This is a genomic window from Geomonas paludis, from assembly GCF_014193585.1.
Taxonomy (GTDB): Bacteria; Desulfobacterota; Desulfuromonadia; order Geobacterales; family Geobacteraceae; genus Geomonas; species Geomonas paludis.
On the sequence record NZ_BLXY01000001.1, the window covers coordinates 287,481 to 300,727 of the forward strand.

12 protein-coding genes and 1 pseudogene are annotated in these 13,247 nt (G+C 64.1%); 5 read left to right on the forward strand and 8 right to left on the reverse strand.

Going from position 1 to position 13,247, the window contains the following annotated elements:
* Positions 1-35: 35 nt before the first annotated feature.
* Entirely contained in the window at positions 36-950 is a 915-nt protein-coding gene (locus H7687_RS01260) for an SGNH/GDSL hydrolase family protein (RefSeq protein WP_183344269.1), read from the forward strand.
* A gap of 220 nt (positions 951-1,170) precedes the next feature.
* Here H7687_RS01260 and H7687_RS01265 read toward each other — a convergent pair whose 3' ends face one another.
* Positions 1,171-1,809: a YajG family lipoprotein gene (locus tag H7687_RS01265; protein WP_183344270.1), complete on the reverse strand. Its 639-nt coding sequence runs from the start codon at positions 1,807-1,809 to the stop codon at positions 1,171-1,173.
* A 93-nt stretch (positions 1,810-1,902) separates the two neighbouring features.
* Positions 1,903-2,217, reverse strand: a pseudogene (locus H7687_RS01270) (ankyrin repeat domain-containing protein); the annotation flags it as partial.
* 481 nt (positions 2,218-2,698) lie between these two features.
* Between H7687_RS01270 and H7687_RS01275 the strand changes: the two are divergent.
* From H7687_RS01275 to H7687_RS01290, 4 genes are all read left to right on the forward strand, one after another.
* A complete protein-coding gene (locus H7687_RS01275; RefSeq protein WP_183344274.1) occupies positions 2,699-3,637 on the forward strand; it encodes a lysophospholipid acyltransferase family protein in 939 nt (312 codons plus the stop codon).
* A gap of 120 nt (positions 3,638-3,757) precedes the next feature.
* A complete protein-coding gene (locus tag H7687_RS01280) occupies positions 3,758-4,669 on the forward strand; it encodes an alpha/beta hydrolase (protein ID WP_183344276.1) in 912 nt (303 codons plus the stop codon).
* 75 nt (positions 4,670-4,744) lie between these two features.
* The gene (locus H7687_RS01285) at positions 4,745-6,226 is read left to right on the forward strand and encodes a polysaccharide deacetylase family protein (protein WP_183344278.1); all 1,482 of its coding nucleotides are present in this window, start codon (positions 4,745-4,747) and stop codon (positions 6,224-6,226) included.
* Positions 6,223-7,416, forward strand: coding sequence for a DUF2062 domain-containing protein (locus H7687_RS01290; protein WP_183344280.1), 1,194 nt, complete (start codon positions 6,223-6,225; stop codon positions 7,414-7,416). The genes H7687_RS01285 and H7687_RS01290 overlap by 4 nt, the downstream gene beginning before the upstream one ends.
* Positions 7,417-7,521: 105 nt before the next feature.
* Here H7687_RS01290 and H7687_RS01295 read toward each other — a convergent pair whose 3' ends face one another.
* From H7687_RS01295 to H7687_RS01320, 6 genes are all read right to left on the reverse strand, one after another.
* Complete coding sequence (locus H7687_RS01295; RefSeq protein WP_183344282.1) at positions 7,522-7,848, reverse strand: hypothetical protein; 327 nt, start codon at positions 7,846-7,848, stop codon at positions 7,522-7,524.
* 347 nt (positions 7,849-8,195) lie between these two features.
* Entirely contained in the window at positions 8,196-8,885 is a 690-nt protein-coding gene (locus H7687_RS01300; protein ID WP_183344284.1) for an acyloxyacyl hydrolase, read from the reverse strand.
* Positions 8,886-9,231: 346 nt separating this feature from the next.
* Positions 9,232-10,305 (reverse strand): beta-ketoacyl synthase N-terminal-like domain-containing protein, encoded by a 1,074-nt coding sequence (locus H7687_RS01305; protein ID WP_183344286.1) that lies wholly within the window; start codon positions 10,303-10,305, stop codon positions 9,232-9,234.
* Entirely contained in the window at positions 10,302-11,483 is a 1,182-nt protein-coding gene (locus tag H7687_RS01310; protein ID WP_183344288.1) for a beta-ketoacyl-[acyl-carrier-protein] synthase family protein, read from the reverse strand. The genes H7687_RS01305 and H7687_RS01310 overlap by 4 nt, the downstream gene beginning before the upstream one ends.
* The gene (locus H7687_RS01315) at positions 11,480-11,779 is read right to left on the reverse strand and encodes a phosphopantetheine-binding protein (RefSeq protein WP_281376649.1); all 300 of its coding nucleotides are present in this window, start codon (positions 11,777-11,779) and stop codon (positions 11,480-11,482) included. Before H7687_RS01315 ends, H7687_RS01310 begins: the two co-directional genes overlap by 4 nt.
* Positions 11,760-13,235 carry a B12-binding domain-containing radical SAM protein gene (locus H7687_RS01320; RefSeq protein WP_183344292.1) on the reverse strand — a complete coding sequence of 492 codons (1,476 nt, stop codon included), beginning with the start codon at positions 13,233-13,235 and terminating at the stop codon, positions 11,760-11,762. Before H7687_RS01320 ends, H7687_RS01315 begins: the two co-directional genes overlap by 20 nt.
* Between the last annotated feature and the right edge of the window lie 12 nt (positions 13,236-13,247).

The following is a 13,247-nucleotide window of genomic DNA, read 5'->3' on the forward strand; positions in this document are numbered from 1 at the left end:
AACTCTTCGCAGAGCATGCCGCCTGGCGGCAGCATATGGATCCGAGAAAGAGAATGGCCTGGGATGGGAAATACGACGGTTCCAGGTACGTGCTCATCGGTGATTCCGCGTTCTGTTCCTACTACGTGGATCGGCCGGAAAAAACGATATGGGCGAGATTGCAGGAGGCAGTCGGCGAGAAGGTGTATCCGGGAGCCCTGGATGGGAGTAAGCCTGCCGACTTCTTGAGACAGGGTGATCTCATCTCCTCATCATGGTCCCCAGGCACCACTGTATTTCTCAACATCATTCCGACCAGGTTCGTGCAGTCCGCCTTGCCTGAACCGCATGATGGCAACTACGGGCCTGTCTTTGAACGGATGGTACCTCCCGGAAAAGAGCAGCGAGTCGACCTCCAATATCTGCACAATATGTTGAGCTTTTACTTGGGAAAGCTGAGTTTCTTTTTCAGAGAGGAAACAGCACTTAAAGCGACCGTTGACGCCGTTCACGAGCAGCCGGCATTTTTCAAGACAGGCAACCTCTACAACAGGAACTGGGCAACCGAATCAGACGGCTTCGCACTCAACCGCTTTAAGACTTTCGAGACTAACGTGATCCTCGCCAGAGGGCATAAGTCCCTGGAGTGGATTGGTGGGCTAAGAGATCGGCTTTCGCGCGGGGGGATGAAGTTGGTGGTGGTTCTGACTCCCTGCAACAGGCCCCTGGTAAGGAGCTTTGCCAAGGACAAGTCGGCTGATGCCATCTTGGGTTACCTGGACCAGGTCCATGAAGCCACTGCCAACTACCTCGCCCATAACGATATTGACTACATCGACTTGTACTCAGCGGCAGGCGCCGATGATTTCGCGGATATGCTGCACACCAATGAGCGGGGAGACGAAGTAATAGCAAAGGAGTTGGCGAGGTGGATAAAGGATAACCGGGGCAGTCGTGCCCAACTGAACTGACGCTGGAGCGGCATCACGAAAAAGACCGAGGCTTGCAGCCTCGGTCTTTTTTTTATGGTTCTCTTCTAAATCCCCCCTGTCCCCTTCGCAAACGTTCCTCCGAGAATTCCGCGGAGGACTGCTTTTGGTCCCCCCTCCCCTTGCGGGAGGGGGAGATTAGCCTCGGACATTGCCCCGGAGTTCCCGGATGAGCCTTCGCAAAAGGGGGGGCGCTGGGCAGTTACTGCAGTTCTTTGGCCACTGCGGCGTCGTTGAGCAGCAGTTCGAGTTTCTTCTTGTACGCTGCCGGAACGGCTTCCTTGGCGTGTCCGGGCGGGTTCATGAAGCTGCCGCCGAGGTCGTCTTCCCCTTTCAACTGCTTCTCGGCGAGGACGGCACCCTCCCGGTCCATCTCGGTGAGCTGCACGTCGTAATTGAGGCCGGTGTTGGTGTAGGTGCTGGACATCCATTCCCGGATGACGAGCAGCATGAGCCGGTCGGCGCTGGCCCCCTTCAGTTTGTCCTTCACCTGCGCATCGGCCTCGTTGGTCGGCACGGTGACCGGCGTACAGGAGAACCCTTTCTTCTTGAGTGACCCGCAGATCACCAGGGACATGTCCTCTGCCAGCGGCTTTCCGCTTGCCGTGGTCACGTTGAACGGGTTGCCGAATCCACCGCGCAGGTTGCCGACGTAGTTGGGCTCCTTCTCCGCCGAGACGACGTACGGGCGTCTGTCGACCGCGGCGACCGCTACCGACTTGCCGCCGGAAGCATCCACGTGGAGGGTCGTGTCGTGGTAACGGTAGCTCTGCCCGACGGCGCAACCACTCACAGCGATGGACAGCGCAAGCAAGGAAACTTTGCCCAGTACCTTCATCATGTCTCTCTCCTTATCCGAGCTCCGGGGTAGTTGCCGGCGGGGGCGGAGCTTTGGCCCCAACCGGCCGGCGGGCATGGCCGCGCTGCCAAAGGGCTACTTCTTGTGCTTCAAGAGCTCGGCGACCTTATCGAACTGGTACTCCTCGGCATAGTCCAGCGCTCTTTTGCCTCTTCTGTCCACCACCGACGAGTCTGCCTTCTTGGCCAGCAGTGCCTTGACCGCATCGTAGCGGCCGTAGGAAGCGGCCAGTATCAGGGGGGTGGTTCCCGGCAGGTAGTTGCCGTAGGTCTCGGTAGTTTTGACGTTGGGATCGGCGCCGTTGGCCAGCAGCCACTCGGTGACGGGGAAGTTGCCGTAGTAGACCGCCCACAAAAGCGGGGTCCAGCCCCACTTGTCGATGGCGTTGACGTCCTGTCCTTTGCGTGCGAACTCCTACACTGCCTGCAGGTCGCCGTCCACTGCCGCGCGAGACATGCCGCCCCCGGCGCAGCCGAACTGGGACAGCGCCATCATGATCAGAACTGCCAAAATCACCAGTCGTTTCATATCCCCTCCTAGGTCTTAAGGATTTCAAATCGAGGATATTAACATCTCGCCTGGCCAAATCAATGAAAATATTAACCGAAGCGGGTGCGTGTCCCCTCTGTAATGGTTCTGCAGAGAATTCCGGGGAGGGCTGCTTTTGGTCCCCCCTCCCCTTGCGGGAGGGGGGATCAGCCTCGGACATTTCCCGAAATTCCCGGATGAACCGCTGTAATCCCGGATCTGCACCGGCGCCGCAAATGAACGGTTTCCCTAGCGGCGCCGGATGTGCTATAGAAAATCGCCTACTTTGCAGCCGCAACAGGATCCCAGGCGGACGGGACAATCTCCGAAAGAGTCTAACCAGATGAAGGAAGCCACTGCCCAAAAAGTGAAAAAGTGGAGCAGCAAGAGCATCGGCTCCCGCTTCCAGCACTGGATCTTCTATTCCTTGATCCGGCTGGGTGGACGGGGCGCGGCGTACCTGCTCCTGCGCTGCGTGGTGTTCTACTACGTGCTCTTTTCCCCGGCGGTGCGCCGCCGCTGTTTCCCCTACCTCTCGCGTCGCTTTCCGCAGCGGCAAGGGCTTGCCCGCCTCGTCGACTGCTACCGCCTGAGCCTCGGCATCGGCGAGGTCCTGGTGGACCGGGCCGCCCTCGGCATCCTCGGCACCGGGGGGATCACCGTCGACCAGGTCGATCTGGCGCGTCTCGAGGAACTGGTCGGGCAGGGCAAGGGGCTGATCCTGGTCACCTCGCACGTCGGTTCCTGGCAGGGGGCGATGGCGGTGCTGAAGTTCCTGGCCACGCCGGTCAATCTCCTTATTCATCGCCAGGAGGGGGACCTGGACCGTCACTTCTTCGAGCACGGCGGCGAGAACCCGTTCCGCATCATCGATCCCGCCGGCTACCTCGGGGGGACGCTGGAGATGATGGGAGCGCTCAAGAAGGGAGAGATCGTCTGCATCATGGGTGACCGGGCCATGGGGAGCGAAAGCGGGACCATAAAAGAGCGCTTCCTCGGCGGGGAGGTCGCCTTTCCTTACAGCCCCTACAAGCTGGCCGCGGCGACCGGCGCACCCGTTGCCTTCATCTTCCCCACCAAGGTGAACGCCACCCGTTACGCCCTGAACCTCGCCAGGGTGCTGAGCGTGCCGCACCTCGGCGGCCGGTCGGGAGAGCCGTACCGCCCCTTCGTGAAGGAGTACGTGGCGGAGCTAGAGCGCTTCACCGTGCAGCACCCCTACCAGTTTTTCAACTTCTTCGACATGTGGGAGGACGGCGCCGAGACAACGGGAAAGGGATAGCAGAGCCGGGCGCGCCACGTTGACATCACCGGGTGACGTGGAAAGCTAGTAGCTGCCGCAAATTCCACCGTTTCCGGCCGACGCCTGCTCCCTGGCGGCCGGTGCCCAAAGGCCACGCGCATGCCGGCTGCCGCGACACCACGCCCCCCGACGCCCTGCCACCGTTACCGGCCGCGCTCCCACCGCTTCCGTCCCCGATACCTCCTCTTCGTCTGTACCCTGCTCTCCCTGGTGGGTTGCGCCATCCTGAACCGTTACATCCTGGTGCCCAAGCAGAACCTGACCGCGACCCCGGCGCAGTATCGCATCCCGTACCAGGAGGTGTGGTTCAAGACCCGCGACGGCGTCGAGTTGAACGGCTGGTTCCTGCCGGGGGCGCCGGGACGGCCGCTGGTGCTCCTGTTCCACGGCAACGCCGGCAACCTCTCCGACAACCTGGGTTGCCTGAGGCTTTTGCACAGTAGCGGGCTGCCCCTGTTCATCTTCGACTACCGCGGGTTCGGCAGAAGCAACGGCGAGGCGTTCAAGGAAAGCGACTTCTACCGGGACGCGCGCGGCGCACTCGCCTACCTGGGCAGGCAGGGGTGGAGCCGTGACCGCATCATCTTCTTCGGGCAGTCACTGGGCGCCGCGGTGGCGCTGCAGATGGCGCTGGAGGGGAAGCCTGCCGGGCTGGTCATGGAAGGGTCCTTCACCTCCATGGAAGACATGGTGAAGCATGTCTCGCGGCTGGCCTACTTCACCGTCGGGTGGTGGGGAGTCAGGCTTTCCTTCGACAACTTCCACAAGATCGCCAGGGCGGGCGTGCCACTTTTGCTGATTCACGGCGACCGCGACCCGGTGACCCCGGTGGAGATGTCGCGGCGCCTGTACCTCCGTGCGGCAGCACCCAAGATGCTGCATATCATCACAGGCGGCGGCCACTGCGACGCCTACGAAGTCGCCCCGGCTTCCTACCTCGCCGTCTGGCAGAGCTACCTCCTGGCCCTACCGGCCGCAGCGACCGCGGCGGCGCCCTCACCCCGCTCCTGACCCGTTTGACTTTGCCGCGCTTTTCCGTCATCATGCCTTGCCGATTCGACCCCACCCAGGCCAAGGATCCGTTTCATGATATGCCCGCTGTCCCCTGCGCATTTGGTGGCACTGACCGCCTTCCAGATCGCAACCGTGCTACTTTTCATCGACCCCCTCTGGGCTGCGTTGCCGCTTGCCCTTTTCATCCTGCTGTGCCTGTTGACGCCCTTTTTCCCACGCCTGGGCTTTTTTCTTCCCATCGTGAGCCGCGGCCCCAAAGGAGCAAGGGGGGTGGCCCTCACCTTTGACGACGGTCCAGATCCCCTGGTCACTCCGAAGGTGCTGGAACTTCTGCGCCGGCACGGCATCAGCGCGACCTTCTTCGTCACCGGACGACGCGCCGAACGCTACCCCGAACTGATCGAGGCGATCCTGGCGGCGGGGCACGCCGTGGCCAACCACTCCCTGAACCACGACCCCTTCCTCATGCTGAAGACAACGGAGATGTTGCGCAGCGAGGTGGCGGGGGCGCAGCAGGTGCTGCGGCGCTTCGGCATCCAGCCGCTCGCCTTCCGGCCGCCGGTCGGGATCACCAACTCGCGCCTGTGGCGGGTCCTCTTGGAAAACGGGATGTTCTGCGTCAATTTCAGCTGCCGCGCGGGGGACATGGGAAACCGGCGCATAGCCGGCCTGGCACGGAAGATTCTTGCCAGGGTCAAGCCGGGCGACATCGTCCTGCTGCACGACGTGGCCCCGCCCAAGGGAGATCCGGCGCATCTGCTGGCCGAGTTCGAGCAGCTGATCGAGGGGGTGAAGGGTAAAGGGCTGGAGGTCGTGCCGCTGGCGCGCCTGATCGGCAGGGAGGTCATGCAGCGGGAAGGGGTCTCCCCGGACCCCGCCGAACTCTTCTACGACGGGCTGGCGGCCGGGTACGACGACGAGCAGTTCCACTCCAACGTCTCCATGTCGCGCACCATGGAGCAGCAGCTCTTTGAAGCCCGCGTCCCCACCCTCTTCAGCGGGCGCGGCCGGGTGCTGGAGATCGGCGCCGGAACCGGGATCTTCACCCTGGCAATCGCACGCAACTGCTCCGAGGTGGTGGCGGTCGACATCTCCGCGAAGATGCTGCAGCTTCTCGAGCGCAAGGCAAAGGAGCAGGGGATCGACAACGTGTCCATCGTGAAGGGGAACGTCGAGGAACTGCCCCTGTCCGGCCCCTACTCGGTGGTCTGTGCCTTCTCCGCGCTGGAATACCTGAGGGACCTGCCGGGACTGCTCAAGCGGCTCGCCCCCGAGGTCGAGCCGGGCGGCACCATCTACTTCATCACCGCCCGCACCTCGTTGTTCAGGCTGTTCACCCAGATCGGCAACGCCATGCGCCAGGGGATGTGGCTGCAATCGCGCAGCCGCGGCCGGATGGAGAGGATGCTCCGGGAGGCGGGCTTCGAGCCGGTGAGCATCACCTCGCATCTTTTGAAGTGCGTCATCAACGGTGGCATGCTGCTGGAGGTGGTGGCGCGCAAGCCGGAGAGCACTGGGGCAGTGGTGACGGCAGCGGCCGGGGGCGCGCCATGAGCGAGGTGAAGACGGGCCGGGAACAATGGCCCAGGACACTGGTGCTGGTGCCGGTCTACAACCACGCCGCCACCCTGCGCGACGTAGTGCAGAAGGCGCTCGACCAGGGGCTGGAGGTGCTGGTCGTGGATGACGGCAGCACGGACGGGAGCCTGGACCGGGTCGCCGATCTTCCCATCCTCCGACACAGGCTCCCCTGCAACCAGGGCAAGGGGGGCGCAATCCTGGCCGGTGCGGAACTCGCGCGCGCGGCCGGGTACGAGGCCCTGCTCACCATCGACGCCGACGGCCAGCACGATCCCGCCGACGCCCCCGGCATCCTGGACGTCGGCAGCAGCGCATGGCCCTGCATCGTGATGGGGGCGCGGGAGATGGAGACCGACAACGTGCCGCGCTCCAGCGTGTTCGGCCGCAGCTTCTCCAACTTCTGGGTACGGATCGAATGCGGCCGGACCCTGCCCGACACTCAGAGCGGCTACCGCCTCTACCCGGTGGCCTTCCTGGAAGGGGACCGCTTCATAACCCGGCGCTACACTTTCGAGATCGAGGTGCTGGTACGGGGGTGCTGGGCGGGATTGCCGCTCCTGTCGGCGCCGGTCTCCGTGTACTACCCGCCGGGGGACGAGCGGGTGTCGCACTTCCACAAGTTCAAGGACAACTTCAGGCTCACCTGCCTGCACACCTTCCTGGTCACCCGTTCGCTGATACCGTGGCCGCACCGCAGGCTCTTCAAGGGAGCAGGCGAGGAGGGGAGGCTGCCGAGCATCCTGAGGCCGGCGAAATTCTTCAGGGCGCTGTGCCGGGAACACTCGAGCGACGTCGAACTTGCCGCCGCCGTATGGCTCGGTATCTTCGTAGGCGCGCTGCCCATCATCCCGTTCGGCATCGCCGCCACCGTGTACGCCGCACATCGGCTGCACCTGAACAAGCTGGCCGCGGTCGGCGCGGGGAACCTCTGCATCGCCCCTTTTGTTCCCTTCGTCTGCATCGAGGTCGGGCATTACCTGCGCTACGGCAGTTTCTGGTACGACTTCAACCGCCACACCTTGCTGGAAGAGGTGCACCACCGGCTCTGGGAGTGGCTGCTCGGCTCGCTGCTGGTCGGCCCTCTGCTCGGTGCCGTCGGCGCGGTGGCCACCTACCTGCTGGTACGTGCGCTGCGCGGGAGGCTGGCGCCGACCCAAAGGTGATTGCGGCGCGGGGGGGCACAAGGGGAGGGACAGCCAACTCTGAAAATGAAAAGGCCACACCGCGGGGTGTGGCCTTTTTTGCGTCAGGGCTAGCACAGGCGGAGGTTACCGCGCTTCTTTGACGGCAGTCCCACTAACAGTAAAGGTGTAGCCGTTCAACACGTAGGCCCAGAACCACTTTTCCTGTACAACCGGGTCGTTGAGGCAGGTGGCGCCGACCTTGCTGATAGCGTCCTTGTAGGCCTCGTCGAAGCGGTGGTTCTGGTTGATGGGGATGAACTGGAACAGCATGATGCCGGTGGAGCTTCCCTCCGTCGGACCGATGACCTTGGCATCGGTCATGTTACATTTTCTGAATGAGAGAGGATCGCTGGTGCATCCTGCCACCACCAGTGCCGACATAGCCGCCGCAACAAGCAAAACTCTTTTCATAGAGGCCTCCTATATTCTGGGTTAACTCCAGTCAGTAGACTTGCTGGTTCTGCCTTTTCCCTCCTTTCAGAGAATACTTTCATTCCATTTGCAGTAGTACCACAGGAGCAGGTTAAGTCAAACTGAGTGGGAGAGCAGCAGGTACAGCTATAGTTGGGATTTCAGACAGTGAGAGGGAAAGGGAACGGGAGTGGGAGTGGCACTTCAGCGGAAGAACCAGCTACACTCCCTCTCCCTCCAGGAGAGGGCCGGGGTGAGGGCGGCGCCAGTGGGGAAGGCGGTGCCGGTGCGAAGACCCCTCACCCGGCCTTCGGCCACCCTCTCCCAGGGGGAGAGGGGGAATAGGATCAGAACATCCGGCCGACTTGGAGCACCACGGAGTTGACGCCGCGGTTTTCGTGGTAGAGCTCGCCGTTGGAGAGATGGTGCAGACGGACGGCGCCGAAGATGTTCTTGCCGTCCTGCTGAGGCAGTTCGAGGCCGAGGCCGAGCAGAGGATTGAAGTTGAAATGGAGCCCCTGCCCCTGGACCCGGAACTGGGTGTAGATAATGCCGATGCCGGCTTCACCGTAGGGGCGCACTTTCCCGGTCAGCCCGAAGGGGTACTTTACGGCCAGCATGTTGACCGAGGCCATGATGTCGCTTTTGGGGGTGATGGTGCTGCCGATGGCCGCCTCCACCTTGAAACGCAGCGTGTTAGGGCAGTTGTCCATGCGCCAGGCGGAACCGTAGTCGTAGATGGCGAAGCCGCGGGCCATGGCGAAGGTCCTGGAGGGGCCGGGGTCGTAGACGTAGCCGTAGTCCAGGGCGAAGCCGTGCTGGTCGGGGAGGCGGTCCTCGGCTGGTGTTTTGCGGGCGGTGCCGGGTTCAGCCGGTGCGGGTGCTGTCGGTGCGGCTGCCGATGGGGCGGTTACCGGTTGAGTGGGGACCGGCGCGCCGGTATCGGCGGCCAACGATGGCAAAGGCGCAACAGCGGCGCAGACCAGGGGCAGCAGGATGGCGAGTTTCATGAGCGGCTTGGGCAGGGCAGGTTTCATGTTTGCTCCCTTCGGTTTGGATCGCGGTACGTCAGAGGCAGGGGGCGAATGATTATTCGCCCCTACAGTTTTGACATCATAGGGCTTGCGAAAGAGGGGGACTGGCTCCGCCAGGTGCCTGTCCCCTTGGTGTCTTTGTAGCTGGCTAAGCTGATAGAAGCGTTCCGCTAAAGGGACAGGCACCTGTGTCTTTTGATCTCGTTCCCAAGGTCCACCTTGGGAACGCAAAGCCTTTCCGAAGCTCCAGCTTCCCTCGGATGCAAAGCTGGAGCTTTGCGCCATATGGGGTTCCCAAGCAGGAGCTTGGGAACCAGGGAAAGGGCGCAGGGCGAATGATTATTCGCCCCTACAATTTGGACATCAACACGGTGGCGTACTCGCTGGGGCCGGCAAGCCTTAGGGAGCAGATGCGGGAGACGCCGGCGGAGTCGGGTGCAAAGGGGCCAGGTCCCGCGGGACTCGCAAAAGCCTGCCCGTTTTTCAACGCCAGCGCGGCGGCGGCAAGGTCGAACGCGGCTGCCGCGGGCATAGAGCCGTATATCGGCGTGTAGCAGGCTGCCGTTGCCCCGGCCGCCACCGTATCCAGATAGCGCCTGCCCAGCTCTTTCCGCCCGTCTGCGCCCAGGAGCATCAGGGCGTCGTCCGGGAGGGAAAGCCCGCCGCCAAAAACATTGCCGGTTTCGACGCTGTCAATACCGCAGTAGGCGGTGCCGCCGTCGTCGCGGGTGAGGACCAGGAATGCGGCGCCCTCGCCGATGATGGAACTCTCGGTCCCGGCATCGAAGGGGGCCATGGCGGCGACGTGGCGCGGGCCGTACCGGCGGTGCTGCAGGTAGGCGACCAGTTCGGATACCTCGTCGACGGCGCCAAAAAGGACCGCGTCGACCCTCCCCTCGGCCAACCACTGCCGGGCGCTCACCAGCGCGGAGGGGACGGACATGTCGAACTGGCTCACCGTGAGGCTCGGCCCCCTGATGCCCAGAGTGATGGCAACGTTGGCCGCGGCGGCGTTGTGCACCGAGTTGGCGAAATGGGTCGGTGAGGCGCAGGTGTCGCCGCCGGAGATGAGTGAATCGAGAAAGGCGTAGGTGGTGGCGGTGGCGCCGTAGCCGCTGGCGATGACCAGGCCGAGGCGGCCCAGGTCGGCGCCGAGCATCCCGGCGTCCTTAAGCGCCAGGTAGCTCCCTAAGAGAGCCAGCTTCGAGTAATTGTCCACCCGGCGCAGGGCCCGCTTGGGGACGAACTCCTCCAGCGCCGCGGTGTCCGCGCGATAGGCCGGAACGGTCACCACTCCCTCACCCGTAGCCACCTCGACGGATCCTACCGTAGCCCGGCCTTCTGCGAGGGCGCTCTGGAAAGATTCCACCCCGGTGCCGAATGCGCCGGCGACCCCTATCCCCTTGACCACAAGGCGCGTCACGCTGCATCCCCCTTTCCGAACAGGAGCACCGAGTTGCTTCCCCCGAAGGCGAGGGACTGGGAAAGTGCCAATCCTCCTGTCACCTCGAGGTTGCCACGCAGCGGCTCTCCGGCGAGTTCCGGGTCGGCGTTTGCGAAACCCGCGCTCCCCGGGACGAGGCCGCGCTCCAGGCAGGCGACGGTGAAGACGGCCTCGATGCCGCCGGCGGCGCCGAGGGTGTGCCCGGTGTACCCCTTGGTGGAGTGGTAGGGGACGCCGGGGAAAAGTTCGGCCAGCACGCGGCTCTCGACCCGGTCGTTGTCGGGGGTGCCGGTGCCGTGCGCGTTGACGAAGCAGACCTGGTCGGGGGCAACGGCGCAGCAGGCAAGCGCCTCGGCCACGGCCTGGCGCAGCCCTGCACCCTCCGGGTGCGGCGCGGTCAGGTGGTAGGCGTCGCAGGCGGAGCCGTAGCCCATGACGAAGGAGCGGGCGCGAGCGCCGCGCCGGGCGCGGACCTGTTCCGATTCCAGCACCAGCATACCGGCCCCTTCGCCGAGGTTGAGTCCCTTCCGGTCACGGTCGAATGGTTTGCAGGGGGAGTCGTCGGTGATCATCAGGGATATGAAGCCGTGGTAGGTGATGCGCCCGAGTTCGTCCGCGCCACCGGCAATGGCGACGTCGCAGATCCCCCCGCGGATCCAGGAGGCGGCGAGCCCCACCGCGTCGGTCCCGGAGGCGCAGGCGTTGACCACGGTCTGGCAGGGGCCGGTGCAGTCGAAGGCACGGGCGATGACGGCGGCGGGGTTGCTGTTCAGGATGCGCTCCATGGGGAACAGGTTGGGCTCTTCCCCGGCGCGGTGGGCGCGGCAGAATCCCTCGTCGTTTAACGCGCTCCCGACGGTGGTGCCGACGCAGACGCCGACTCGCAGCCCGCGCAGCTCCGCAGCGGAAAAACCGGCGTCGGCGAGCGCCTCGCGCGCCGCCTGCACCGCGAGGGCGCTCGTGCGCAGCAGTTCAGGCGGCTCCCGGAAGTCGCGCACCTCGAAAACCGGGAACGGGGTCGGGTGACTGCTCACGAAGCGCTCCGGGGGGGCGGGGGCACGCCGCCCGGCGTAGAGGGAGTCCAGGCATTCGGGAACGGTCCCGCCGGCGGCGCAGATGCAGCCGAGCCCGGTTATGGCGACGGGCCAGCGGGTCATGCGGCGGTGCGCGCCTCGATGTAGGCGGCCAGGGAGTCGACGGACTGGAACGCCTTGCGCCCTTCCTCCATGTCCTTGATCTCGACGCCGAAATGCTTCTGCACGATAACCACCAGTTCGACCGCGTCCAGCGAATCCAGCCCCAGCCCCTCGCCGAAAAGCGGCGCGCTGTTGCTGATCTCCTCCGGGGTGACCTCCTCGAGGTTCAGGTCCTTGACCAGTATCTGCTTCAGTTTTTCCTTGGTATCCATGGCACGGCTCCTTGTGGTTTCTTTGTTATTTTGCGCCCGGCGCAACCGGGGCCGGCCGCGACTCCGCCTCGAAGCGCTCCGTCTTCCTGGTGAATTTGAGGAAACTGGAGAGGTTCCCCAAGAAACGCAGCCAGCTGTCCGGCGAGCGCCAGAGCATGGTGAGGTAGCCCCAGAGCACCTTGTGGCGCTTGAAGTGGTTGCGGTAGAACTCCTGGAACAGCTCTTCCAGGCGCTCGCGGGTCATCCCCTTGGTGACGAAGAGGAAGTTCATGCAGTCCATCTTTTCCCAATCCTCCTGGAACTCCCCCAACTCGTGGATCTTCTCGTACACCGGCGACCCCGGGAACGGGGTGAACTTGGCCAGGTTGAAGTCATCGATGGGGAGGGAGAAGACGTAATCCATGCTCTTGCGGATGCTCTGCTCGGTCTCGCCGGGAAGGCCGATCATCAAGAGCCCCTTGGTGCGCATGCCGGCATCCTTGATCATGCGGATCTTCTGCGCCAGGTGGTCCAGGTCGGCATTCTGGCGGTGCTGGGCCAGCAACTCCTCGTCGCCGGTCTCGATCCCCAGGCTCATCATCCAGCAGCCGGCGCCTTTCATGCGGGTCAGCAGCTCCGGGTCGATGTGCTCGGCGCGCACCGCGCAGTTGAAGGTCATACCGAGGGGGCGATCGGTCATCAGCGTGGTGAACTTCTCGACCCGCTCCCGGTTGAAGGTGAACTGGTCGTCGTAGAAATTGATGTGCCGGATGCCGAAGCGCTCCTTGAGGTAGCGCAGGTGCTCGTAGAGGTATTCTGCCGAGTTGTAGCGGAAGCTGCGCCGGAACACGGAGCGGTCGCAGTAGCTGCAGGCGTAAGGGCAGCCGCGGCTGGAGATGCAGCTCGTGTTGGGCGTCTTCGGGTAGTTGAAGATGGGGAGCCGGTACGACGCCGGGAACCCCGCCAGCTTCTCGTAGGCCGGGAAGGGGAGCTCGTCCAGGACCAGGGGGCGGTCGCGGTAGCCGGTCCAGACCGCGTCGGCGCCGTTGCGGTAGATGATGCCGCCCACGGAGGCGGGGTCGTCCCATCCTTTCAGGAGCAGCTCGGCCATGGTCTCCTCCCCCTCGCCCACGACTGCGTAGTCCATGGCGGGGAAGTTGGGGAAGAGGCCGGTCTTGAGCGCGGAGACGTGGGGGCCGCCGAACACGGTGCGGATGCCCGGGAGCACCCCGCGCGCCATCTCCGCGATGCGCACGCCGTCCAGGAAACTGGAGGTGGTGCAGCTAAGTCCCAACATGGCGGGACGCTCCGCCAGCAGGTAATCGCGGATAACCCGGTCGGAATCAGGGCGGGCGTAGCAGTCCACGATGTCGGCCCGGATGCCGCGCTGCTCCAGGTAGGCGGCGATGCTGGCGAGCCCCAGCGGAGGCATGATGTTGGCGACGCGGGAGATGTCGCGCCCCGCCGCGTCGGCGCGGTAGCCCAGGGGGTGCACCAGGAGTATTTTGCGTTGGTTTAGCATGTAGTTCCTTCT

Excerpts from the sequence above, each read along its gene's own strand:
- H7687_RS01260 (WP_183344269.1), top strand. The coding sequence starts at position 36 with ATGGATCCGAGAAAGAGAATGGCCTGGGATGGGAAATACGACGGTTCC.
- H7687_RS01265 (WP_183344270.1), bottom strand. The coding sequence starts at position 1,809 with ATGATGAAGGTACTGGGCAAAGTTTCCTTGCTTGCGCTGTCCATCGCT.
- H7687_RS01275 (WP_183344274.1), top strand. The coding sequence starts at position 2,699 with ATGAAGGAAGCCACTGCCCAAAAAGTGAAAAAGTGGAGCAGCAAGAGC.
- H7687_RS01280 (WP_183344276.1), top strand. The coding sequence starts at position 3,758 with ATGCCGGCTGCCGCGACACCACGCCCCCCGACGCCCTGCCACCGTTAC.
- H7687_RS01285 (WP_183344278.1), top strand. The coding sequence starts at position 4,745 with ATGATATGCCCGCTGTCCCCTGCGCATTTGGTGGCACTGACCGCCTTC.
- H7687_RS01290 (WP_183344280.1), top strand. The coding sequence starts at position 6,223 with ATGAGCGAGGTGAAGACGGGCCGGGAACAATGGCCCAGGACACTGGTG.
- H7687_RS01295 (WP_183344282.1), bottom strand. The coding sequence starts at position 7,848 with ATGAAAAGAGTTTTGCTTGTTGCGGCGGCTATGTCGGCACTGGTGGTG.
- H7687_RS01300 (WP_183344284.1), bottom strand. The coding sequence starts at position 8,885 with ATGAAACCTGCCCTGCCCAAGCCGCTCATGAAACTCGCCATCCTGCTG.
- H7687_RS01310 (WP_183344288.1), bottom strand. The coding sequence starts at position 11,483 with ATGACCCGCTGGCCCGTCGCCATAACCGGGCTCGGCTGCATCTGCGCC.
- H7687_RS01320 (WP_183344292.1), bottom strand. The coding sequence starts at position 13,235 with ATGCTAAACCAACGCAAAATACTCCTGGTGCACCCCCTGGGCTACCGC.